This is a genomic window from Marinomonas hwangdonensis (genome assembly GCF_003721245.1).
Classification (GTDB): Bacteria; Pseudomonadota; Gammaproteobacteria; order Pseudomonadales; family Marinomonadaceae; genus Marinomonas; species Marinomonas hwangdonensis.
This window is the reverse complement of the sequence record NZ_RIZG01000004.1, coordinates 64,511-89,442: the sequence shown is the minus strand read 5'-3', so window position 1 is coordinate 89,442 and position 24,932 is coordinate 64,511. Positions and strand designations below refer to the sequence as shown.

19 protein-coding genes are annotated in these 24,932 nt (G+C 44.8%); 15 read left to right on the top strand and 4 right to left on the bottom strand.

Annotation, left to right across the window (positions count from 1 at the left end; genetic code table 11):
* The first annotated feature begins 55 nt into the window (after positions 1-55).
* From EBI00_RS08350 to EBI00_RS08325, 6 genes are all read left to right on the top strand, one after another.
* Complete coding sequence (locus EBI00_RS08350; protein WP_123095478.1) at positions 56-2,134, top strand: ATP-binding protein; 2,079 nt, start codon at positions 56-58, stop codon at positions 2,132-2,134.
* A gap of 1 nt (position 2,135) precedes the next feature.
* A complete protein-coding gene (locus EBI00_RS08345) occupies positions 2,136-3,509 on the top strand; it encodes a sigma-54-dependent transcriptional regulator (protein ID WP_123095477.1) in 1,374 nt (457 codons plus the stop codon).
* 173 nt (positions 3,510-3,682) lie between these two features.
* The gene (locus EBI00_RS08340; protein ID WP_123095476.1) at positions 3,683-4,570 is read left to right on the top strand and encodes a helix-turn-helix transcriptional regulator; all 888 of its coding nucleotides are present in this window, start codon (positions 3,683-3,685) and stop codon (positions 4,568-4,570) included.
* A 14-nt stretch (positions 4,571-4,584) separates the two neighbouring features.
* Positions 4,585-5,121, top strand: coding sequence for a flavodoxin (locus EBI00_RS08335; RefSeq protein ID WP_123095475.1), 537 nt, complete (start codon positions 4,585-4,587; stop codon positions 5,119-5,121).
* 239 nt (positions 5,122-5,360) lie between these two features.
* Positions 5,361-5,675 carry a DUF3301 domain-containing protein gene (locus tag EBI00_RS08330; protein WP_123095474.1) on the top strand — a complete coding sequence of 105 codons (315 nt, stop codon included), beginning with the start codon at positions 5,361-5,363 and terminating at the stop codon, positions 5,673-5,675.
* A gap of 248 nt (positions 5,676-5,923) precedes the next feature.
* Complete coding sequence (locus EBI00_RS08325; RefSeq protein WP_123095473.1) at positions 5,924-7,819, top strand: methyl-accepting chemotaxis protein; 1,896 nt, start codon at positions 5,924-5,926, stop codon at positions 7,817-7,819.
* A gap of 168 nt (positions 7,820-7,987) precedes the next feature.
* Here EBI00_RS08325 and gltX read toward each other — a convergent pair whose 3' ends face one another.
* Positions 7,988-9,469, bottom strand: a complete 1,482-nt coding sequence (gltX, locus tag EBI00_RS08320; RefSeq protein ID WP_123095472.1) for a glutamate--tRNA ligase — start codon at positions 9,467-9,469, stop codon at positions 7,988-7,990.
* A gap of 102 nt (positions 9,470-9,571) precedes the next feature.
* The gene (gene xni, locus EBI00_RS08315; protein WP_123095471.1) at positions 9,572-10,363 is read right to left on the bottom strand and encodes a flap endonuclease Xni; all 792 of its coding nucleotides are present in this window, start codon (positions 10,361-10,363) and stop codon (positions 9,572-9,574) included.
* A gap of 114 nt (positions 10,364-10,477) precedes the next feature.
* On the opposite strand from xni, the gene EBI00_RS08310 reads away from it, so the two are divergent.
* Together EBI00_RS08310 and EBI00_RS08305 are read left to right on the top strand one after the other, a co-directional pair.
* A complete protein-coding gene (locus EBI00_RS08310; protein WP_123095470.1) occupies positions 10,478-11,704 on the top strand; it encodes a hypothetical protein in 1,227 nt (408 codons plus the stop codon).
* Between the two features lie 124 nt (positions 11,705-11,828).
* A complete protein-coding gene (locus EBI00_RS08305; RefSeq protein WP_123095469.1) occupies positions 11,829-13,151 on the top strand; it encodes a TolC family outer membrane protein in 1,323 nt (440 codons plus the stop codon).
* 111 nt (positions 13,152-13,262) lie between these two features.
* On the opposite strand, the gene EBI00_RS08300 is transcribed toward EBI00_RS08305, so the two are convergent.
* The gene (locus EBI00_RS08300) at positions 13,263-14,561 is read right to left on the bottom strand and encodes a M18 family aminopeptidase (RefSeq protein ID WP_123095468.1); all 1,299 of its coding nucleotides are present in this window, start codon (positions 14,559-14,561) and stop codon (positions 13,263-13,265) included.
* A gap of 124 nt (positions 14,562-14,685) precedes the next feature.
* On the opposite strand from EBI00_RS08300, the gene EBI00_RS08295 reads away from it, so the two are divergent.
* The 5 genes from EBI00_RS08295 to EBI00_RS08275 all read left to right on the top strand — a co-directional run bounded on the left by EBI00_RS08295 (position 14,686) and on the right by EBI00_RS08275 (position 19,988).
* Positions 14,686-16,737 (top strand): carboxy terminal-processing peptidase, encoded by a 2,052-nt coding sequence (locus tag EBI00_RS08295; RefSeq protein WP_123095467.1) that lies wholly within the window; start codon positions 14,686-14,688, stop codon positions 16,735-16,737.
* Between the two features lie 99 nt (positions 16,738-16,836).
* A complete protein-coding gene (gene ybfE, locus EBI00_RS08290; RefSeq protein ID WP_123095466.1) occupies positions 16,837-17,133 on the top strand; it encodes a LexA regulated protein in 297 nt (98 codons plus the stop codon).
* A 63-nt stretch (positions 17,134-17,196) separates the two neighbouring features.
* The gene (locus EBI00_RS08285; RefSeq protein WP_123095465.1) at positions 17,197-17,775 is read left to right on the top strand and encodes a thymidine kinase; all 579 of its coding nucleotides are present in this window, start codon (positions 17,197-17,199) and stop codon (positions 17,773-17,775) included.
* 2 nt (positions 17,776-17,777) lie between these two features.
* The gene (locus EBI00_RS08280; protein WP_123095464.1) at positions 17,778-18,674 is read left to right on the top strand and encodes a recombination-associated protein RdgC; all 897 of its coding nucleotides are present in this window, start codon (positions 17,778-17,780) and stop codon (positions 18,672-18,674) included.
* Between the two features lie 141 nt (positions 18,675-18,815).
* Complete coding sequence (locus EBI00_RS08275; protein WP_123095463.1) at positions 18,816-19,988, top strand: cation diffusion facilitator family transporter; 1,173 nt, start codon at positions 18,816-18,818, stop codon at positions 19,986-19,988.
* A 71-nt stretch (positions 19,989-20,059) separates the two neighbouring features.
* On the opposite strand, the gene EBI00_RS08270 is transcribed toward EBI00_RS08275, so the two are convergent.
* Positions 20,060-21,394 (bottom strand): DNA recombination protein RmuC, encoded by a 1,335-nt coding sequence (locus tag EBI00_RS08270; RefSeq protein WP_123095462.1) that lies wholly within the window; start codon positions 21,392-21,394, stop codon positions 20,060-20,062.
* An 87-nt stretch (positions 21,395-21,481) separates the two neighbouring features.
* Here EBI00_RS08270 and EBI00_RS08265 point away from each other — a divergent pair, with 87 nt between their 5' ends.
* A complete protein-coding gene (locus tag EBI00_RS08265; RefSeq protein WP_123095461.1) occupies positions 21,482-22,099 on the top strand; it encodes a YigZ family protein in 618 nt (205 codons plus the stop codon).
* Between the two features lie 2 nt (positions 22,100-22,101).
* Complete coding sequence (gene rapA / locus EBI00_RS08260) at positions 22,102-24,930, top strand: RNA polymerase-associated protein RapA (protein ID WP_123095460.1); 2,829 nt, start codon at positions 22,102-22,104, stop codon at positions 24,928-24,930.
* Positions 24,931-24,932: the final 2 nt, after the last annotated feature.

The following is a 24,932-nucleotide window of genomic DNA, read 5'->3' as shown; positions in this document are numbered from 1 at the left end:
ACGATCTAAATAAGATGCATGCCACTTAAATACTCATAAATAAACGAGAATAGCTTTGATTGTACGACTTCATAAACATCGGCTTTCTTTCCTGTTTTTCGGCTGCACTTTTCTTATTCTGCTTTTTTTTGGTGTTAATACCCTTGCCTACCAAGCCCTTATCATAGAAAAGCACACCCAAGGCCAAGATCAACTGCTTGATTATGTCATTGAGCTGCGCAACGAGCTAAAAAACAACCATATCCTACCTTATGCCTTAGCCGATAATCCGATCCTATTGGCGTTTATGAATGACCCTGATGATCAAACGCTTGCACGCAACCTACAACGCCAACTAGAAGATTTAACTCACGTATCTAGAACACAAGACTGGTTTATTATCTCGGCCACTGGCGATCTTTTAGTATCCAGTGAACAGTCACCTAACTTTCTCTTTGACGATTATTTTAAACAGTCAGAATTAGAAGGCGTGTTGAGAAATCAGCAAGGAGAATACATACTTTTTTCAGGCTACAACCCTCGCCAATCCAAATCCGCACACATTGTACTTGCTCCCGTCTATACGGTGAATGGGCTTGCAGGCGCAGTAGGTGTTCGAATTAATGTCAGCAGTTTAATTGAGCGATGGAATTTCTTCGACGATATTGTGGTGATGACAGATCAAAATAATTTGGATTTCTTAGCCAATAAACTCAAAGGTTTATTGGTGGATAACTGGCTCGACGATCATACCGAAACTGAGTTTTTAAACCGAACACGGGCAAAAGTCTACACGCTTGATAATAAGAACTACCTCCTGCAGAACGTTACTTTGGACGATCTTAGGTGGCAAATACACTACTTATCGGATTTAGAGGGCATCAAAATAAAGGCGCAAAATATCGCGTTTGTGAGCCTAGGGGTCTGTGGACTGCTGTTTTTATTCTGGCTCTATCGCCGAGAACGCGCACTAAAAATCGCCTCTAAACTCGAAAATCAAATGCTCGTTGCGAATAATGCCAAACAACAGCGAGTCTTGATTGAAAACACCCACGTGGGTCTACTCCAGCTGACAAAGCGTGGTGAAATATCTTTTGTTAACCCCATGGGGTTGCGCTACTTTGGCCATAACGCAAAATTGGATCAGCATTTTTTGCACGAATTTTTACCCAATTGCTCCGAAAATCACACAGCGCTGTCGTTTATGAAGTCTTTGCAAGGGCAAACACACGGCAACAACCACGCTAGTAACTTGTTGGAGCAGGAGGTTGTGTTAAAAAAAGAGAATGGCCAAACCTTTCCAGCCTTATTGTCCGTATCTTCTTTAGAATGGAGTGATTCACAAGGCTATCTAGTCACACTACTGGATATCAGTAAGCGAAAAAGAGCCGAGTTAAACTTATTGGATGCGAACTCAAGGTTAGAAGAACGCGTTTTAGAAAGAACAAAGGCATTAGAAGCGGCACAAAAAGAACTCCTACGAACAGAAAAACTCGCGGCTATCGGACAAATGTCAACGGCCATTGCTCACGAACTCAATCAGCCGCTCACCGGTATCAAAACCTTAACCTACACAGCCGAACTCTTACTAAAACGTCAAGAAACAGAGCAGGCGATAAAAACACTGATCGACCTTGAAACCCTCGTCGTACGGATGCAGAAACTGACCAGCGAATTAAAAGTACTGGCCTACCGACGTCCTGAACAGCTGACGCCAACGTCAATCCATGATTGCTTAAAGCGCGCCATTATTAGCTTAGGTGACGAAGCTCAAGACATTTCGCTTGAAATCACACTCAACCAATTAGATTCGGTAATGGCCGAGCCAACCCGTCTAGAAAGAATTTTTTCTAACCTGATCAGCAACTCCATTCAAGCGTGTTCTGACGACAACATATTACCCAACATTCAAGTGTCCTTGTCTGCACAAAACGACAAAATCACCATTCATTATAAAGATAACGGCCCAGGTATCGAAAAAGCAAAACTGAGTCATATTTTTGATCCCTTCTTCACCACAAAACCGATTGGCAAAGGCCTTGGTCTTGGGCTTGCCATCAGTGCCAACTTAGCAAAAGATATGAATGGATCACTCGTCGCCCATCATGACAACGATGAACAACTTCTATTCCATTTAACTTTATTAAGGGCTTAAGATGAAAAGCAGTTCAACCCATAGTTCAGCAGAAATATGGTTACTGGATGACGACGACATAGTCAGATCAACCACAGCACAATGGTTACGTTTGTCCAATTATGTTGTACACGAATTTCAAGACGCTCAAGCGGTCCTAGATAAATTCCAAATCGGCTCACCCTGCATCATCGTCAGTGATATCCGTATGACGCCCATTGATGGCCTTACCTTAATGAGCGATTGCCTCAGTAAAGAAGCAAACTTACCCTTTATTCTCATCACGGGTCATGGCGATGTAGACACCGCTGTAAACGCCTTACGTGATGGTGCTTTTGACTTTCTTGAGAAGCCCTTTGACCCAAACAGATTGCTTAAAACCGTTGAAAAAGCCCTACAAAAAAGAAACATACAACTTCAACATGCCAATCAGTCTCAATATCTAGAGGATCTACACGGACTTGAAGAAACCATTATTGGTCAAAATGAGCAAATGGTTCGAGTTCGCCATCAAATCCATACCTTTGCCACCATGGACACTCATGTCATTGTCTATGGCAAAACAGGCTGTGGTAAAGAGTTAGTCGCAAAAGCACTTCATGACTGCAGCCCGCGACACACCAAGCCTTTTGTCGCCATAAACTGTGCCGCCATACCCGCAGATCTGTTTGAAAGTGAATTGTTTGGCCACGAAGCCGGTGCCTTTACCAGCGCTAACAAACAGCGTATTGGCAAGCTCGAACACGCCAGTGGCGGCACCCTATTTCTCGATGAAATAGAAAGCATGCCACTGGCCATGCAAATAAAATTGCTACGCGTACTGCAAGAAAATCAACTAGAGCGCGTCGGTAGTAACAAAACCATACAAATAGATTTAAGAGTGGTGGCTGCAGCCAAAAATGATCTCCAAAGCCTAGAAGACTTTCGCCAAGACTTATTTTTCCGACTGAATGTTTCGCAGATCCATCTACCTGATCTGCGCAATAGAGGGTCTGACGTGCCGCTTCTCTTTGAGCATTTTTGCCGTATGGCAGTTAAAGAGCGCGGTAAAGAAATTAAACCGCTAAGCCCAATTGACCTTGAAACGCTCACCGTATATGGCTGGCCTGGGAACGTACGCGAACTGAAAAATGTCGCCCTTCGTTACGCTCTGGAACCCAACACCAGCGTGGCGAAGATACTGGCGGGGTATCAAGCACAAGACGACATAGACACCATCACGCCCCTCCCTCTTAGCGTGAAAGTACAAGAATTTGAACGCAGCTTAATAGAAGCCAGCATTCGCCAACAAAAGGGCAATATCCAGCTGGTACTGGAACAACTTCAGCTACCGCGCCGTACGTTAAACCAAAAAATGCAAAAATACGGGTTAAATAGAACCGATTATTTGGACTGAGCCATCAAGCCGATGTAACAACTCAGCATCACATACTGACGATCTAAACAGCTTATCAAATTAACATATCAAAACCGTGATTCTCATAACAATTATTTAATGAGAATCACTTGCATCTTATGACTAAAAACCTTTTAATGATAACCATTATCAACTTTAAATGGTGACACACGATGCAATTCGGCATGAATGATGTGTATGACATTAACGGAATGATCAAAGAAGAAGCGGCGTCAAGTCTGGCTGGGCATAGGCAGCAGCGCCACCTTCTTCCTAACCTGCGGTGGCTAAATCAACATCTAAGCGCTAAGACCGACGTAACGCTTCGCGAAGAAGCGGAGCGTGGGCTTTACTTCTCACTGTTAAGTGAAAAAGTTATCCGTTCTGCAAACGATGTTGAAACCATACAAATCTGCTATCAACCAAAAAACATTCAGGGTGAGGTCTTCATCACAAAAGGCCAAGAATATGCGTTGTTGCAAGCGCATATTAGTGCTGATCACTTAGCGGCTGTTTTAGCGGAAACCGAAAATCAAATTATTCAACACTTTACGGCGATGCGTGACCAGCTAGGGAATAATAATGGCGTGATCTCTCTCTGTGTGACAGAAAAGACGCGGGCAATTATTGACGCCCTTCTCTCTCATGAAGGTCAGTCCATCAGTCTAGCTGGGCACTTGTATTCACTCATATTTACACTGATTGAACAGCTACAAATACAAAGTCATTTATCTCGTTGTGAAAATTGTCAAAGCAAAATTTTTAAAGCACAAAACTTTCTCGAGATGCCAGATTACGATGTGTTAAACATTCCCCAGCTGGCTCGTCTAGTAGGATTAAATACCACCGCCTTGCTCGTAGGATTTCAACTTTTTGTCGGTCAATCTATAGACAGCTACTATCGCTTGGGACGAATCAAATGCGCCGCCGCTCTACTTAGAGAAGATCCGTCTGCCAAATCTTATATTGTGGCCCAAAGTGGATTTTCTGAAGCGCAATTCGAAGCGGCTTTTATCAAGCAATTTGGCATTAGCAGCCACCACTACGCACAAATACACTAGAGAATAGGAATACCATGGCGCAATCATCTATCGCCCTTATTTACGGCACAGACACGAACAACACCGAAGAGGTCGGTCATAAAATCGCTAAGCAATGGCAGGAACTCGGAGAAACGGTTGATATTTTTAACATTAAAGACATAGAGCTTCAGCAGCTTGAAGACTACTCAATGTTAATTCTGGGTATTCCAACGTGGGACTTTGGCGGCATTCAATCAGACTGGGAAGACATTGGCGGCAGCTTGGCTGAGCTTTCCTTAAACGATACCGTCATCGCTTTGTATGGATTAGGCGACCAATTTGGTTATGGTGACTATTTTATTGACGCCGTGGGGTGGTTATACGAAAAGCTACAGCCCACAAATGCCACCTTTATTGGTCAATGGCCAACAGAAGGTTATGACTTTGAAGCGTCTAGGGCCTGTATTCACGACAAAGAACACTTTGTCGGCTTGGCAATAGATGAAGATCAACAATTTGAACTCACTGACCAGCGTATTGAACAGTGGGTTATTCAGCTTTACGCAGAAAGAACATTAGAGGTCGCATAAGTTATCACCGGACTGGCCATTGATTTAAGTAAACGACTCAGATTTGGTTGCTATACATTCGCTGCCTCGAATGCCCAAATTTAACTTATTTTAATGCGATAACAGTGCGTATCTCTCTTTCTCGCGTAAGGAACGTGGCTGTCTCTTTTTTCTCTCCTGCTTTGAGGCAGCCACGCCTTTCTTTTCATGGCTAGAATTCGTTATGATGCAAGGACTTAAACTAATCATTTGTAACGAATATGAACCTTCAACTGACCGATATTATCATTGCTCTAACCGTTGGCGTTTGCCTCTATGCTTGGTGGCGCAATGCCTCCGTTCGAGAGCAAGCGCTGATTAGTGCGAAAAAACATTGCGATTCCCTCAATTTACAACTTCTCGACGGCAGCGTTGCTGGCTCGGAATGGAGGCCTTTATGGGCCAATGGCGAAATAAAAATACGCAGACGTTATAAGTTTGAATTTAGCTCCAGCGGATCAGCTCGTTATACTGGAGAAATCACTTACCTTGGGAATAATCAACACAGCATTTGGCTCAGCCCGCACGATTTTTAAAAAGTGATTCACGGAATTTGGTTTTTTCATGTATTCTGGCTTGCAGAAGCCGCCATTCATTGTAATGATACAAGAAGCTAAAAAAATTAGGCTCGCTTTGTTGTAAATAAGATATTAGTAGAAACACACTTTTATAAGTACGTTTTTGTAACGATGTAGATAGGCTAAGCAGCAAGACAATGAATCGAATTGTCCTTACTGTCGGACTGCCCATCCGTCCAATCTATAATAAAAATATAGGATAAAATATGCTGGCAAATCTTAGTTTTCGCACCAAGTTACTCTCGCTACTTGTTGCGGTCATTCTTGGCTTTCTTATTGTAACGGCTGTAGCTTTACAAGGTCTAAGTGCACAAGAGACCTCCTCTACAAGATTCGAAGGGTTAACGAAAGTCGATAAAGACTTATCTTTTTTAACCATCACCTTGATGGAAGAATACGAAGCTTTATCTAAAATCGACGATGAATCGTATGAAGCTTTCCTGCAAAATCTAACCACTTCCTATGAAGCGTCCTTGGTTAACCTTGCCGAGGGCAAAAATCATGTGGAAAGCCAATCCGCAAAAGACAATCTTGATAATATCGCAACGTCACTAACCCAATACAATGAGGCTCTACAAGCCTTGGTTCAAAAGCGACAAACCGTAGGGTTTAATGGGTCTTCTGGTTTAAAGGGCACTATCTCATCTTTGGGTGAGCAAGTAACAGAAGAAATCTCTTTTCTAAGCTTGGTAAAACAAGAATTCCTGCCAGTCCGTGAAGCAGAGAAAAACTTTATTTTCGAACCAAATCAAGCTAACAAAGCCAGTTTTGCAGAACGTTTTGACAAGTTCTACAAGCGAGTCACCAATTTTGGTCTTCAAGATCGCTTTGGTGCAGTCATTGACCAATATTCTGCGGCCATTGAAAGCTTTGACAAAGAATACCAACAGCTCATCACCTTGCAAGACGCATTCGAAGCACAAAAGACCAACTTTAATGAAACTCGTTCGGTCGCAGTAGATTACATGCAAAACGCAGTGAGAGAAGCGCGTCGAGAAGCAGGAAGAAGTTCACAACAAGCCACAGTGACCTTAATTTCTGTCAGTATTATCGTCGCTATCCTCGCCTCATTGATCGTAATGGGCATAGGTCGCAGTGTTAACAAGACCCTTAGCCAGATCATCAAGGACCTTGGTAAAGTTAAAGGCGGTGACTTAACAGCGCGCCTTTATGTAAACAATAAACGCAATGATGAATTTGACTCTTTGTGTAGCTCAGTCAACGAGATGACCAGCGGTCTGGGTGCGGTTATCGGTGAAGTCGTTAGCACCACCAAAGGGGTCAATGGCATGGTCACAGAACTCAACACATCCGTGACGAATATTGCAAAAAGTAACCAGTCTGTGAGTGAGCAAACCAATTCCCTTGCCGCTGCAACGGAAGAGATCTCTACCACTATTTCCAGTATCTCTCATACAACGGAAGACTTGAGCAGCCAGTCTCAAAACACCTATGAGTCTGCAAAAGTTGGCGCTGAAACCATTAAAGGTGCCCTGTCTAACCTTTCTAATACCATCAGTATTGTAAATAAAACCAGCACGCAATTGAATGAACTGGGTCAACTGTCAAAAGACATCGACAATGTCATCGGCATGATCAACGATCTAGCCAATCAGACAAACTTGTTAGCATTAAACGCGGCGATCGAAGCCGCCCGAGCAGGCGAAGCAGGACGTGGATTCTCCGTGGTGGCCGATGAAGTGCGTTCCTTGGCTGAAAAAACAGTCGATGCAACAGCGAAGATCACTAATATAGTAAGCACGATACAATCCTCTACGCAAACGGCTATCGAGACCATGCACAGTGGTCAAGAAAGCTTACAAGCCATTGAAGGGTTCAGTGAAAAGGCAGAATTGGCGATACGCGAAATAGAGCAAAATGCTCAAACCAGTTCAGCGTCTTCAATTGACATGGCTCGCTCTATTCAGGAAGTCGCAAAAACAGCGATTCACATGAGCGAAGAAATGGATAAGATTGCCCAACAACTGCAGCGTGATAACAGCTATATAAACAGCATTGGTGGCAATACTCGTGATATCCATAATCAAGTGAGCAGTTTGGATGAAAAAACTAGCATGTTCACCACACATTCAAAACACTAATACGCGGCGTGATTGGATTTCAATCACGTATAGATCACCAACCTGAAAATCAAATCTAAGCAATAAAAAAGCCGGCTAGCCGGCTTTTTTATTGCCCTTTAAAAAGGGCTCGATTTTATATCCTAAATTCAATGTGGGCTTAGCATTCGACATGCAGACACCTTGAATTTATAGGTCAGCAAACTCTTTTTCCCAACGCTTCGCTTCTTTCTTAGAAGGCCCACCTAGAACATTGACGGCGGTGCGCATACGAGCTCGAGAAATATCTGACCCTAGAATCGCCATAGAATCAAAAACAGATACCGACGCTGTCGTACCTGAAATCGCCACAAACAAAGGCGCAAAGAAGTCTTTCGGCTTAATGTCCATTGCTTGAGCTAAGGTTTTCATTTCGTTAAAGATGTCGTCTTTTTGCCATTTACTCAATGCTTCCAGACGCCACAAAGCGAACTGCATAGCCTTACGGAGTGTTTCTTCTTCCATCTTAATAGAAGAGAAATCCTCTTTAGTAATTGGCAACATACCTTTTAAGAAGAAGCCCGCTACATCAGCCACATCAGAGAAGGTTTCAACGCGTGGGATCACCAAGGGCAGAATCTTCATCAAGTATTCAGGGTTAAGCGCCCATTCAACATATTTCTGCGCAAAGGTTTCTGGGGTTAAATTCTCACGAATCCACATGCCATTTAGCCAGCTCAGTTTTTCAACATCAAAAACCGGACCACCTAAAGAAACACGTTGGATATCAAAGTGTTCAATCATTTCGTCTAATGAGAATTTTTCACGCTCATCAGGCATGGACCAGCCCATACGACCAAGGTAGTTGATCACCGCTTCTGCCATGAATCCCATGCGTTGATAATATAAGATACTGGTTGGGTTTTTACGTTTAGATAACTTAGATTTGTCGGGATTACGTAACAAAGGCATATGGCACAGAGTCGGCATATCCCAACCAAAATATTGGTACAACAAAATGTGCTTAGGCGCTGAGTTGATCCACTCTTCTCCACGAATAACGTGGGTGATTTTCATCAAATGATCATCAACGACGTTAGCCAAATGATAAGTCGGCATGCCATCCGCTTTTAACAGTACCTGCATGTCCACTTGAACCCAATCGATCTCGATTTCGCCACGAAGCATATCCTGAACGACACACGTCCCCTCTTCAGGTACTTTCATACGAATTACATAAGGCACATCCGCATCCAGTTTTGCTTGCACTTCTTCTGGCGTTAATTTGAGAGCACGGCCATCATACTTCTGCGGCAAGCCTTGCTCTTTCTGCTCATTACGCATTTGATCCAACTCTTCTGTTGTTTCAAACGCATAAAAGGCATGCCCTTTATCAATCAATTCTTGAGCATACTGACCGTAAATATGGCCACGCTCACTCTGACGGTAAGGACCATATTGTCCACCAACATCCGGCCCTTCTGCCCAATCAAGGCCTAACCAACGCAGCGCATCCAAAATCATTTTTTCCGATTCCGGCGTACTACGAGTTTGATCCGTATCTTCAATACGTAAAATAAATTTACCACCCATTTTACGGGCAAACGCCATATTAAACAGTGCGATATACGCTGTACCAACGTGCGGGTCACCCGTAGGTGACGGCGCAATACGTGTTCTTACCTCTGACATAAAACTCTCATCTATCCGTTGCCTTAAATGCCAATATTATAAGCCTCTCGTCACTCGTGAGTAAGAGGCCTACACGATCTTTTCTGTGCAGATGTTTGATATTCACATAACTTTAGGTGAGTGATACCGAAGTTGTGACAATCTCACGCCAATATCCACATCGGTTTTTAGCGCGACTAACCTTCTAGATTGCAGACATTGCTCATAACCACCCGCGAGTAAGCCTTGAATTCGATCCGAAAATGACGACACATTGGCGTAAATCTCTTCTATTGTCGGAAAAGTATTGATAATGGTTAATGCCGTTTTAGGACCGATTCCTTTAACGCCGGGAATGCGATTTGTGGTATCGCCGACCAACGCCCAGTAATCCACTAATTGATGAGGCTCAACACCATATTTTCCAGGCACCCAAATTTTGTCATACCCTAACTTAGCAAAATAATCGTATTGCAAAATGGACTCATCGCCCAGCAATTGAGTAAACCCTTTGTCAGTAGAAATTATGTACGACTTAATATGATGACTGGCCGCTTTCACGGCCAACGTCGCAATAAGATCATCGGCTTCCCAGCCATCGATTCGTAAACACGACAAATGATTAAATCGAAACACCTTTGCAAACTCAGGTAAAGACAGCAGTAAACTGTCGTCCATTGGCACACGACCTAATTTGTATTCTGGATACACCTGGTGCCGCCAAGTTTTGCCACTTGAGTCAAATACCACCACGGCATAAGATGGTTGAAACTGATGGGTTAATTTCGCTAACGCTTCAACAGCGATACTTTGGGTTCGCTCTATGCGTCGAGATACGTCGTGCTCTGACTCTAAAGCCGCGTAAAGCCGTCGAATCAAATTCAGTCCGTCAACAATCAGTAACTTTTTATCCACGTCAATCCCTTATTTTTACTAAAATGGCACATTATTATTAGAGTATCATGAGGAAACAGGTTTCATCATCCGCTTGAACCAACCGTCATCTATAAAAGCAAAAAGGACGCTGTTATGAAGATAACAAGAACCCACTTATGTCTAGCTATTGTATTAGGCACCAGTTCATACAGTGCTTTTTCGGCCGGTCTTAATGCCGTCATTGGCTTAAACAGCAGCCAAATAATAGAAGCGGCATCGTCACTGTCTTTCGCGCCAAATCAGGGTACCTACCTGCCTCTCAAAGAAGACTTTTCTCCCATTTCTCATGGACAAACCAGTGCCTACTCAAACTGGCTTAGTGAAATAGACAAAAAAGTCACTGTCGAGCACAAACAACGCGATTTACATTACACAGGAAAGTTATCCAAAATAGATCAAGACAATCGCTCTTTTTCTCTGACCATAAATAATCGCTTAACTGCATTCCCTTTAGACGACTTTTACCTAATCCCACTTGACGATGAAACGCACTCTGCCCCAGGAGAGTCAAACTATCGAGTGAGTTACCAGACCAGTCAGCTATCGTGGTCTCCTCAGCTTAATATCCTCTTTAACGGTGATTCGGTATCCCTATCTCAACAAGCCTTAATACACAATTATTCGGGAAGCCGCATTCAGCTTCAAAATAGCATGCTTCACTATGCCAGCCGTCAGCCGACACATAGCTTTAAAGCAGAAAGAAGCCTGATGGCTATGAGCTCAGATCAATCGATTGATTATCAAGATAACGAAATAACCTATGCACTGAATGCTTCTCCCTTAACTCTAGCGCCCTATTCGACCACCCTCATTCCCCTACCAAGTAGTAAAACCAGCGTATCGCAACAAATCCACACGGCGAGGATACAGGACTATGGCAACATGAGAGGCGCCACAGAGCTGAATTTTTACAATCAAATACATTTCACTCTGCCTCAAGACGGTTTACCCGGTGAGTACAAAACATTTCAACAAAGGGATGGGCTCTTGATTCCAGGCAATATCATCCAATTAGATAACGTGCGATCTGGGGTAGAAGTAAAGGTGGCCGCCAATAAAAGTCGTGACGTAAGAGGCACTCTGACGATGTTAAGCGCAACATCACACACTTTACCGAGCACACAAGTTTGGCAGGCAAAAATCGAAAATCACGTCAATCAAGAGCAAGATTATTCAATACATCACAGCGTTAATGGCGTCATTGAAAAAATTGAAAGCGATGAAGCAACACAACAGGATGCAAGAAGCTTAGTGCTAAACGGCCGTCTCGATGGGAAAGCACAAAAAGTCATTACCTATACCGTCATACTAAACAAATAGAACCGCCATTATCACTAGGATATGGTCAAAATTCATAATAGATATAGCTATAATACCACTGCCTAAAGCGTCATCTTAAGGTAGTATTATAACTATATTTCATAATACGGGCCCATAGAGATCTATGAAAAAGCATATTATACCCTCACTCATGGCGGCAGCTGTCTTAAGCAGCGCACCTGTTCAAGCAGAAAGCATTTACGAAGTTTACAAATTAGCCAAGCAACACGATCCTGGTTTAAGAGCCGCTGCGGCCACTTATCGCGCCGAAAACGAAAACTTAACTGTGACTAGGGGGAATTTATACCCAAGCATAGGGTTCAAAGGCAACTTGGGATACACCAATACCGACGCCCCATCTGGCCATTCTGATAATGTGTCAAACAGTTTAGCCTTAGAACTCAATTACCCCATCTATTCTCCTGCACTCAATTATGCCGTAGACGCGGTGGAGCTTGTTTACGAAAGTGCAGGCGTCAGTTTTAATGATGCAGAAGAAAACCTCGCGCTTACGACTTTAACAGAATATTTTAACCTGTTGATTGCACAATCCACTTTGCAGACAACTCAAGCCTTGGTGAAGAGCACAGAAAGCCAACTCGATCGTGCCAAAAAGCAGTACGAAGTTGGTCTCGCCTCCATCACAGATTTACAGGATGCTCAGGCAGAATATGACTCTATTCGAGTCACAGAGCTGAGTGCTCGCTCTGATGTGTCCTATGCGCAAAAAGCCTTGTTACAACGCACTGGTCGAGAAATTAAAAGTATTCCTCAGTTGGCACAAGACTACCCGATTCGTCTTGACCCTAGCATGACGGTAGACGCTCTGATTACCCAAGCCCATCAGAATAATAAAGAACTGCGTATCCTAGACCTTGCCGTACAAAGAGCAGAAAATAACATCAATATACAGAAAGCCAACGGGCGTTCACCTACCGTTGCGATTACTGGCTCCTTGTCACGTTCAGACAGCGATACCAGCCCAAGCAATCGGAACCAAGACGGCGTTAGAAACAGTGCTTCTGTTGGGGTAGGAGTCAGCATCCCGCTTTACAGCGGCGGCGCTATCAACGCCAGTGTTCGACAGGCAAGTGCACAAGCGGAAGCCGCCTTCGAACAAAGAGCCAGCACACTGCAAACCATAGAGCTAAATATTCGAAGCTTATATTTGGATTTACAAACGGCTGTCGCGCAGATTTCTGCCCAACAGCAATTAATTCGTTCTCGCACAAGCGCCCTTGAAGCAACAAGGGCGGGGTATGATGTAGGTACACGAAATCTAGTAGAACTACTGGATGCCCAGTCGAATCTATTTAATGCACAAAACATGTACGAGCAATATCGTTACAGCTTTGTGATGAAAAAACTCAACTTACTTGAAGTGACTGGTAATCTGACTGAAGACAACATTAAAGAGTTGGATAAGTGGTTAATCGCAAAAAACTAACCCCATAAGCTTTCAAACGTTCACGCTTAGATAAAAAAGTCGCCGAACTCTTCGGCGACTTTTTTGGTTTAAACTCTGCTAAACCTTGATGAAAGCATTAGCCCATAGCCTCTAGCGAGTCATGAGCGTTTCTCGTTGAGTGAATCGTGTGAGCACTTTATACAAGCCGAACGCATCCTGGCTGCCAGCCAATTCACGAATAGAGTGCATACCAAACGTCGGCAAACCTATGTCAATGGTCGGCACACCAATCTCACCCGACGTAATCGGCCCGATTGTACTGCCACACGCCATATCACTTCGCACCACAAAACACTGCACGTCATAATTTTCTTCCGCCGCCATGTCTCGATAAATACTGGCGGTTTCGCTGTTTGTTGCATAGCGCTGGTTGGCATTCACTTTAATAACCGCACCCTTGTTTATTGCAGGCGCATGGTGCTTGTCGTGCTTATTCGCATAATTAGGATGCAGAGCATGAGCATTATCAGCCGATACCATCATAGAACGCTGAATAGACTGAACAAATTGTTCTGGGTTCGGCGTCAAGCGACGTAAAACATCGTCCAAGAAAGGGCCATTTGCTCCACACGCCGATAAACTGCCAATTTCCTCATGATCTGTGCAAATCAACAAACTAGGGCGTTGAAAGTCAGAATGCAACAGCGCCTGTAGACCCACGTAGCAGCTTAACAAGTTGTCTAATCGCGCAGCGCAAATATATTCTTTATGTAAACCCACTAAGGCCGCTGGCTGTGTGTCATACAAGCTCAGCTCGAAATCCAAAATGGCGTCAATAGACACATCCGCATGTTGTTTTGTTAGCTGTGCCGCCAACACCTCGTGCAAATCAAATGCATTCTCTATACCGCACAAAATCGGCAAAATCTCTTCTTGAGGATTGACTGAAAAGCCCTCATTCGCCTGTCTGTTTAAATGAATTGCCAAATTCGGCACGACAGCGATCGGGTCCTGAAAATCAATTAAACGACTAACAATCTCACCCTTTTTCGTTTTTACAGTGACACGACCCGCAATAGACAAGTCACGGTCCAACCATGTGTGCAATAACACCCCGCCATACACCTCCACACCCAATTGGTGATAACCGAACCTGTCTACTTGGGCATTGGGCTTCAGCTTCAAACATGGACTGTCTGTATGAGCGCCTATCATTCTCCAACCGGTCTGATTAAATGTCAGCTGCGGCGTGGTAAAAGCAATGATCGAAGACTCGTTACGAGTCACAAAATACTGTCCACCCTCTTCGATTACCCAATTGTCTTCTTCAAACAATTCGACAAAACCAGCACCGATCAACTCAGTTCGCATGCTGTTGGTGGCATGAAAAGGCGTTGGTGATGATTGCAAAAAAGACAATAAACCCTGATTAAATTGTGTATGCTGCATATATTCCCATTTACTCAATGCTTTAAAAAAAGTGACTTTTTAACACTTTGGCTAGCCTTACAGCCCTGTGTCTAATATGATTTTGATAACGACGTATTAAATAGATTAAGAGAGCCCGTACAGGATGAATTACAAACGCTTTTTACTTTGCCTTTTAACGACTGGCTACGCTTTGGCCTCTTCGGCTTCATTTGCCTTTCAAGAACTCCAGCCGCCTCCTGAATACAAGCAAGTGTCAAAAGAGTTAGTAGAGACACTGGAAAAAATTCATTATAACAGACCTCGCATTGACGATACCATTTCGGCCAAAGCGTTTGACTATTACATCAATGCTTTAGATCCCAGTAAAAGCTTCTTTTTACAAAGCGACATTGACCAGCTTTCTCAATACAAGTACCAACTAGACGATGCACTAAAAAATGGTGATCCTCAAATCGTTTATGATATTTATAACCTCTATTTAAAACGCCTTGAAAAAAGACTGACAGACCTCCAGGAAAAGGTGCCAGAATTAGTCCGTGCCTTTGACTACGATGTTGAAGAGAGTTTCAACACGGACCCAGAAACACAAGCTTGGGCAAATAACCATGAAGAGCTGAATGATTATTGGCGTAAACGCTTAAAAAATCGGGCGTTGACACTCAAACTGAATGGCGAAAGTGAAGAAAAAATCATCTCCACGATTCAACGTCGTTACAAAAATCAACTTAGACACGTTGACCAAACAAACGCCATCGATGTTTTTCAAACCTTTGCCAACTCAGTGACCTCTGCCCTAGACCCGCATAGCAGCTATTTTGCGCCCAGAGCATCAGAGACATTTAACATAAACATGAGCCTGTCTCTGGAAGGCATCGGCGCGGTTCTGCAAATGGATGACGACTACACCAAGGTTGTTAGATTGGTGCCTGGTGGTCCAGCGGCCACCCAAAGTGACTTAGCTCCAAACGATCGTATTATCGCCGTTGGTCAAGAAGGCAAACCCATGATTGATGTGGTAGGAATGCGCCTCGACGATGTGGTTGATATGATTCGCGGCGAGAGAGACACCACGGTGGTATTGGAAGTCACTTCCAGTAAAGGGGACACCCAAACCAGCAAACAGATCAGTATTGTGCGCAAAAAAGTCAAACTGGAAGATCAGTCTGCTAAAAAAGAAATTGTCGAATTAGAACGTGATGGCGAGCAATACAAGGTAGGCGTTATATCTCTACCCACGTTTTACTCAGACTTCACAGCGATACAGGCAGGAGACAAAAACTATAAAAGCTCCACCAGAGACACCAAGCAACTAATCGACGAATTGCGTGAAGAAGGCATTTCTGCGCTCATATTAGACCTTAGAAATAACGGGGGAGGTTCTTTGCAAGAAGCCAACTCTCTCACTGGCTTATTTATTCCCGCTGGCCCTACCGTTCAGATCCGCGACCAAAGCGGCCGTGTGACTCCACTAGGAGACTCTGACACCAGCATTGCCTACAGCGGCCCCATGGCGGTTTTAGTCAACCGCATGAGCGCTTCAGCCTCTGAAATCGTTGCAGGTGCACTTCAAGACTACGGCCGGGCATTAATTCTTGGTGACCAAACCTTTGGTAAAGGCACAGTGCAAGTTTTACAAGAACTCGATAAAGGTCAATTAAAAGTCACACAAGCAAAATTTTACCGTGTTTCTGGTGAAAGCACGCAACATAAAGGTGTTGTACCAGACATCTTATTCCCTTCTCTAATTGACAAGGAGACCATAGGCGAAAGTGCGCTTGATAACCCTTTACCTTGGGATAAAATCCATGAGATTCGCTATCCCGTGTATTGGAACATACCGGCTTATTTACCTATTTTAGAACCGCGCCATCAGGCTAGAATGGCAGCAGACCCTAACTTCGTTGCCATTAACGATCAGCTGAACACATTCAAACAGCAAGCGGACAGTTTTAAATCAATCTCACTAAAAGAAAGCATACGTTTGCAACAACGTGAAGAAAACGACCAAAAAGACCTGCAGCGAGAAAATACACGTCGTGAAGCCCTTGATTTGCCACTGCTCACCTCCGTTGATGAGATAGAAGCCATCAAAGAAGACACTTACGCAAAAGAAGCGTCAGAAATATTGTTGGATTTTATTGCAACCAACCAAATAGCCCAACAGCAAACGGAAAAGCAAACAGCGCAAAAGTAACCCGCTCACACAAAGAAACGGAAGCAGCTCTATCACCCTTCCGTTTCTTTGTTTCTGCAATACACTCCACCCCTTAACACCTATACGAACCTGAAAATCATGGCAAAAGCGTCTTCTGATAGAAATACCATCGACTTATTTGGCAAAGCGCCGGGGCGACCTCGCACTCAACCTTTAACGAGGAAAGATCAGCTCAAAATAAACAAACGCGCGCAACGGGAAAAAGAAAAAGCACTGGGACTAAAGCGACTAGAACTGGTGGTTGAACAAGACACTATTGATAAACTGGATCAACTATGCGAACTCAACGGTATTAAGCGGGCAGAATGGTTAACGCTTCAAATTAACAAAAGCCTTTCTAAAGCAAAAACCATTAAGCCCAAAAAATCCGGTTAATAGCCAGCTTGGTTTGCTATACTCAGCGACCCATTTATCAGCGACCAAATAGACAATCGTATTATGGCCAAACTGTATTTTTATTACTCGGCGATGAACGCAGGTAAATCTACCGTTTTACTGCAATCCGCTCATAATTACCAAGAGCGAGGCATGAGAGTTTTACTGCTTACAGCATCAATAGACGACCGCTTTGAAACGGGACAAATTGCTTCCCGAATTGGCATCTCAGCCGAAGCCAGTCTATTTGATCATAACACCGACATCACAGCACTCGTCAAAGCCGAGAATCAACAGCAAACGCTCAGCTGCATCTTAATCGATGAAGCGCAATTTTTGACCAAAGATCAGGTTTACGCCCTATCAGAGGTGGTCGATAAATGGCATATCCCTGTTTTAGCCTTTGGTATCCGCACGGATTTCCAAGGCGAACTGTTTGCAGGAAGCCAAGCTTTATTGGCTTGGTCAGATAAACTCATCGAATTAAAAACCGTGTGCCATTGTGGCAGCAAGGCCACCATGGTCATCCGGCTCAATGCACAAGGTACGCCCGTTAAAGAAGGCGCTCAGGTTGAAATAGGCGGTAATGATCGCTACCTGTCCGTTTGTCGAAAGCACTTTAAAGAAGCCGTGAGAGATTAATTATGTGGTTCAAAAACGCTCAAATATTTCAGTTAACAGACACAGAATCACTCGACACCAATGCACTGATTGATAAAATCCCGGAATTCCCATTACAAGAATGCGGTTCACAGGAAGAGTTTTCTTTTGGTTGGCTGCCACTGATTCGCAACAGCGAACAGTGGAGCCTAGTAAGCGATCGCTGCGTTTTATTCCGCGCAGGCAAAGAAGAAAAGGTACTCCCATCTGCCGTGGTTCGTGAAGAACTCGAAGCGAAGGTGGCTGAAATCGAACTGATCGAAGGGCGCAAAGTCGGGCGTAAAGAAAAATCTGATATGAAGGATGAGCTGGTTTTTACCTTGCGTCCAAAAGCCTTTTCAAAACGCACGGACATTTGGGCTTACATTGATCTACAAGCCAAAATACTGGTTCTCAACAGCACCAACGCCAGTATGACAGAACAGCTCTTCAAACACTTGCAAACCACCTTGGGCAGTTTCCCGATGACGCCCTTGCAAGCTCAAGTGTCGCCCTCTTCTCTGATGACAGACTGGTTAGTCAAAAATGACGTGCCCGCCAGCTTAGAAACCGGCGATGAATGTGAAATACAAGACGGTTCAGAAGACAAAGCCAGTATTCGATTCAAGTCTCTCGAGCCCTTGTCTGAAGACGTCACACGCCATTTACAACAAGGCATGGCGGTGAAAAACCTGGCCCTTCGCTGGTCAGAAAAGCTCAGTTTCGTTTTGCACGACGACCTGACTTTGCGCAAAATTAAATTCGACGACGCCCTGAAAGAAGCCGCTTTTAATGATTCTCAAGGTGGTGGCTTGTCTGATATGGATGCAAACTTTTCTCTGATGTCTCTTACTATGAGAGAGTTTTTTGCCTCGTATTGTTTGTGGTTTGAAATTAATTAATACACGGTTTTTTCTTTGCTCCCCGACCTTTTCCACAATTATCGTGGATAAGCTTGGGGAGAACATTCGCTAAGCGAGGCATCATGGTGCTCGCGCCAAAACAGTCACTTTTTCAACTTTAAAAAGCGAGCCTTCTATACCATGTCAAAGCTGAAACAAGAACAACGCATTGCAAAAAGAGTCACCCTTGTCGGAGCCGTATGGGACGCGGTGTTGGGCATCGCCAAAATCGTAGCGGGGTACTTTTCACAATCTCAAGCCCTCATCGCTGATGGCATACATTCTTTGTCTGATCTGGTTACTGACGTCTTTGTGTATGTCGCTGCTACCAACTCACGCCAAGGCCCAGACGAAAATCATCCCTATGGTCATCTACGATTCGAAACCTTGACGACGGTTTTCCTAGGTATGGTACTTATTGTTGTTGCACTTGGTATTGCTTACGAATCAATTACAGCATCAACCTCACAAGCACAATTTACTTGGTATGGTCTTGCTGCCATTGTTGCAACTATTGTAATCAAAGAAGCAATTTTCCATTACACAAAAAAAGCCGGTGATAAAATTGGCAGTAAAATGCTGGTTGCCAATGCCTGGCACAGTCGCAGTGATGCACTTTCCTCTGTTGCCGTACTAATTGGCTTAATTGGCGTTTACTTCGGTTATGGCTGGGCGGATATGGTGGCCTCTATTGTCGTTGCTCTATTGATCGGCAAAATGGCTGTGGTAATGGTTTGGGAAAACTTAGCAGAGCTTGTGGATACAGCGCCCGATCCAAAGTTGATTGCGCAAATTAAAGACACCGCCAACAGCCTAAAACACGTAGTCGCTCCCCACGATGTTCGTGCCAGATCCATGGCAGGAAAAGTCTACCTAGATATGCACATTCACGTACCCAGCCACGCTAGCGTCAGCGAGGGACATTATCTGGGCGATTTGGTGGCGTACACCATTAAACAAGCACACGCACAAGTCGAAGACGTCATGGTTCACATTGACACTGACGAAACAATCCAAACCGAGAGCTTTATGGCCCAGTCAGGTCGACCACCGCATTTAAAGTTGCCTGCGCGTCACCAGATACTCGCAGATCTAGGATTTTTGCTACGCCAGCACAACACCTATGTGGATATTGCTAATACCAGGCTGCATTATTTGAACAATAAAGTGGAAATCGAGCTGATCGCCCTAGCGGACAAAACACCCGAGGGTGCTAACTTAAAACACCTTACCGCTGGACTCTTAATGTGTTTAGAAACCACCCACTACATTCAAAAAACTACCGTTCTTTGGCAATTTCAATCTAATCAGTAACGTTTCTCTATGCGAAGTCTGATCGCAGTGTGTCAGCGATCAGACTTTATTTAGCTGATAAGATAACCGCTCTAACCATCAAGACGAACATCATCGTTCATGTTGGGTTCATCGCTGAGGGTGTCCTCTAGATATTCCACCGGTAGAGCTTTGGTTGTCTTCGCCCCCATCAGCTTCAGCTTTTCGGCTCTGGCCACCAGATTACCGCGCCCTGTTGTTAGCTTTTTCATAGCCGCATCATGGCTGCGGTTCACCGCGTCCAGCTTACTGCCAATGTCATCCATATCCTGCACAAAACCCGAAAACTTGTCGTACATGGCACCCGCTTGACGAGCAATCTCGATGGCGTTTTGACTTTGTTTTTCATTACGCCAAATATTTTGGATGGTGCGCAAAGTTGCCAACAGATTCGACGGCCCCACAATAATGATATTGTGCTCAAACGCATCACTGAACAAACCGTTGTCAGCCTGTAACGCCAAACCAAACGCCGCTTCGATTGGAATGAAGAGCAAAACAAAATCCAAAGAAGTAATGCCAGGCAAATCATGATAAGACTTGGCACTCAGGTCTTTCATGTGGCGGCGAACGGCGTCTAAATGTTGTTTCAGCGCACGATTTCTGTCTTCATCGGTTTCCGCTTCCATGTAAGCCAAATAGCTGATCAGTACCATTTTCGAATCAACGACGATCTGTTTACCCTCAGGAAGGTGTATCACCACGTCTGGCTGCAAACGACGGCCTTCTGCGGTTTGATAAGACGCTTGCGTTTCATACTCACGGCCTTTTTCCAGACCAGAGCGTTCCAAAATGCGCTCCAGAATGACTTCTCCCCACCCTCCTTGCAGTTTGTTTTGACCTTTCAAGGCATGGGTTAAACTCACCGCATCATCACTGATTTTCTGATTCAATAATTGCAGACCCTTGATCTCTTTCACTAAGGAAAAACGTTCACGGGCTTCTTCATGGTAACTTTTTTCGACACTTTCTTGAAACTTCTGAATTTGCGAGCCAAGCGGCATCAATAAAGACCCGAGTTGACGTTCATTTTCTTTGGCCAGTTGCTGCCCTTGCTGGCTCATGATGTCATGGGCCATTTGCTTAAACTCCGTTTCGTTTTGCTTTTTTTGTTCTCGGTAAAAGGCTTCCTTTTCTTGCCAAACACTTTGCGCTGCAGCGAACTGTTGCTCTAAGGTTAAAGACTCTTTTTCCAAATAATGAATCTGATCTTTCGATTGCTGCAAAAGACGCTGTAATTCCTCATTTTGTTGCTGCATTTTTTCCTGTGTGAGCTGCCACTGACGGCGCATAGCCTGTACAATAGCGCCAGCAATACCAGAGAGAAGAATCGCGCCGATACAAAAGCCCGATAACACCCAAACTGATTGCGAAAGCCAATCTGTCATATAAATTTAAACTCACTATTAAACGTATTTGTTTTTAACAAGGTATTGACGAACACAGTCGTCGTGCAAAGGTATTGATAAGTTTACATGGATTACTACCACAGCCCAACACACACGCAACGCTTTGATCTAGAAATCAAAAATAGTCAGTTTATTACGACCGTTTGTCGTACCAACGGCCGTGACGCAGCAAAGACATTTATTGACACAATGCGCCAGCGCTATCCCGATGCCAACCACCATTGTTGGGCATTTATTGCAGGCGCACCAAACAATGCCCATTTATGGGACCAAAGCGATGACGGCGAGCCCAAAGGCACCGCCGGGAAACCCATGCTGAATGTGTTACAACATTCAAATTTTGGTGAAACCTCCGTCGTCGTTACGCGCTTCTTTGGCGGGGTAAAGCTGGGGGCTGGCGGCTTAGTCAGAGCCTACAGCCAAGCTGTACAAGAAGCGCTTTCGCAAACAGAATATGAAAATGTGTACCCTCGTAGCCCCGTTCAGCTAAAAATCGCCTACCCTTTACTGGGTAAGGTTGAATATTGGTTAGAACAGAGCGACATAGAAATAACCAACAAAACCTACAGTGACAGCATTGTGATTGACCTTGCTGTCATCGAACGTACTTGGCCTGAGCATAAAGTCACATTGACGGATTTATGCCAAGGTAGTTTAACTTTAATTGAACCGGACAACGCATAACTATGTACCAAACTGGACAACGATGGAGTAGCCGCAACGAGCCTGATCTCGGCGTAGGCATGATAGTAGACACACAAAACAAGTCTTTTACCTTGCACTTCCCTGATGCGGAAGCGGATCGTCAATACTCAAATGACCAGACCAGCCTCGTTCGACGCACTTTAACCGTTGGCGATCAACTGCACTTCCAAGATGAAACCTTCACTGTATTGGAAGTGGAAGAAATCAATGACTTGATCGAATACCGAATTAGTGACGATGATGATTGGTTAGAAGAATCCATCATTCAATTTCCTCGTAATGATAAAAACGAACTAGACTCCTTGTTGGCGCTTTCGCCTGCACGTCGCATGTGGTTCGACCTTCGCCGTCACACTCTAGAACACCAAGCAGCGAACGCGGCATCGCCAGTGCGCGGTTTGATGGGGTTAAAAGCGGAACTGCTACCGCACCAAATTTATCTTGCCCATGACATCGCCAACCGACCAAAAGCTCGTGCGCTTTTATGTGACGAAGTCGGCATGGGCAAAACCCTAGAAGCAGGGTTAATCTTGCATCAACGCCTACTAAACGGCCTGTGCAAACGTGTGCTTATTTTGACGCCAACCAACCTTCAACATCAGTGGTTGATTGAAATGCTGCGCCGCTTCCACCAGCCGTTCTCACTGATCAATGAATCCGTGTACGAAGACTTCATAGATGGCGACGACAACCCATTCGAGCAACAACCTTTTGTTATCTCGCCAATTGATTGGGCAAGCCAACACTCTAAAGCGACTCAGCACATGCTAGACGCCGAATGGGACATGGTGATTGTCGACGAAGCTCACCACCTAGCTTGGCACCCAGAAACACCGAGCATAGGCTATCAAGTGGTGGCGCGTTTAGCCGCAAAAACAGAATCCCTATTGCTACTGAGTGCGACACCAGAACAGACTGGCGAACGTGAGCACTTCTCTCGATTGCAACTTTTGGATGCCGATCATTACCACGACTTTGAACGCTACCAAGCGCAACAGCAAGCGTTCAAACAAGCCGCTGAACTGGCCGAAGCTCTCCTGCCCTTTACACTGGAAAATAACACCCACGCGGCCCTAGATTGGGAGGCGGCATTTGGCTCTTATTTAAAAGAAGTCAGCGCAAAAGAATGGTTCCAAATATTGACCACTCAATCGGGCTCTGCCCGAGAAGAAGCCGCCCAAGACGCCGTCAGTTGGCTCATTGACCGCCACGGTACAGGACGTGAAATGTTCCGTAACACCCGTGCTGCCGTCGGTGGCTTCCCGGATCGTTATCTGCATTCTTACCCATTAGAAAATAATGAACATTTCGAATCGGCCCATCGACATGTGCAGCCTGAAACCGAAGTGCCTGATGGTTTTTGGGAAAAAGACCCACGTTGGATATGGTTAAAAGAGTTCCTAGAGTGCCAAGCCGACAAAGTTCTGGTGATTTGTCATACAGCCGACATGGCACAATGGCTAAACGACCAACTGACCTTTGCTGGCTTCCAGAGTGCCGATTTCCACGAGCAAATGCCACTGATTCACCGTGACCGAGCAGCAGCCTATTTTGCTGACGAAGACGGCGCACAGATTCTAGTGTGTTCTGAAATTGGCAGTGAAGGTCGTAACTTCCAGTTCAGCCATCACCTAGTCATGTATGACTTGCCGGAACACCCCGATCTACTAGAACAACGCATTGGTCGTTTAGACCGTTTAGGCCAACTCAATGACGTGCAAATCCATGTGCCTTACATTAAACAAAGCGTACAAGAACGCTTGTTTAACTGGTACCACCACGCACTCAACGCATTTTGCCGTACCACCGGCTCTGGCGACAAAGTCGAAGAGGCCTTTGGTGACAGCTTGCATGCTTATTTGCATGGCCAAGATGACGACGCAGATTTATTAACAGAAGCCCACGCATACCATGAAGCCCTGTTGAAAAAGATGGAAGAAGGTCGCAACAGGTTGCTAGAAATGAGTTCATGTCGTCCGGAACAAGCCCGTGACCTGATCGACAAAATCAACCACCAAGCAACAAAAGGTTTGCATCACTACATTGAACAAGTAACCCACGCCTTCAATATTTATGCTGACTGCATCAACGACGATCCAGAACGTGCGGCGTGGTTTATCCGTCCTTCGACCGACATGATGCTCGAAGCCCTTCCAGGCATTGAAGAAGAAGGCAAAATGCTCATGCTCGATCGCCGTCAGGCCAGCCAGCGTGAAGACGTGGCCTTCGCCACATGGGAACACCCACTGATCACCATGCTCATGGACGAAGTACAAGGCTTTGACTCAGGCAAGCTTACCTCGGCCATTCTGCCTATTGCTGCATTGCCAGAAGGCACTGTCTTGGTGGAAAGTATGTTCGTCATTGAAGCGACGGCTCATCCACGTTTGAAATTGGCGCAATCTCTGCCCATGACGCCCATGTGGCAATTGTCGGATTCCAATGGCAAATTCCTTCATCAACAATTTACCGCCGATAAATGGGCGGAAAAACTGAAAGGCGTGCCAAACCGTGTCGCGGAGCAATGGGTGGCAGCCCTACGTAAAAACCTGATCGAAGTGTTACAAGCGCATCAGCTTAATGCACAAAACCAAGCACGTCCCATCGTGCAAGCAGCAAAAGCGTCTTACCAACATCGCTGTCAGAATGAAATTGACCGTCTTGCTGAACTGCAAGCATTTAATAGCGCCATCCGCGATGCAGACATTCAGCATTTGGAAACCAATATGCAAGAAGGCCTAACGCGTATCGACGAACATCAGATCCGCTTAGACGCCATTCGTATCATATTAACCACCAAACCCGAGTAATA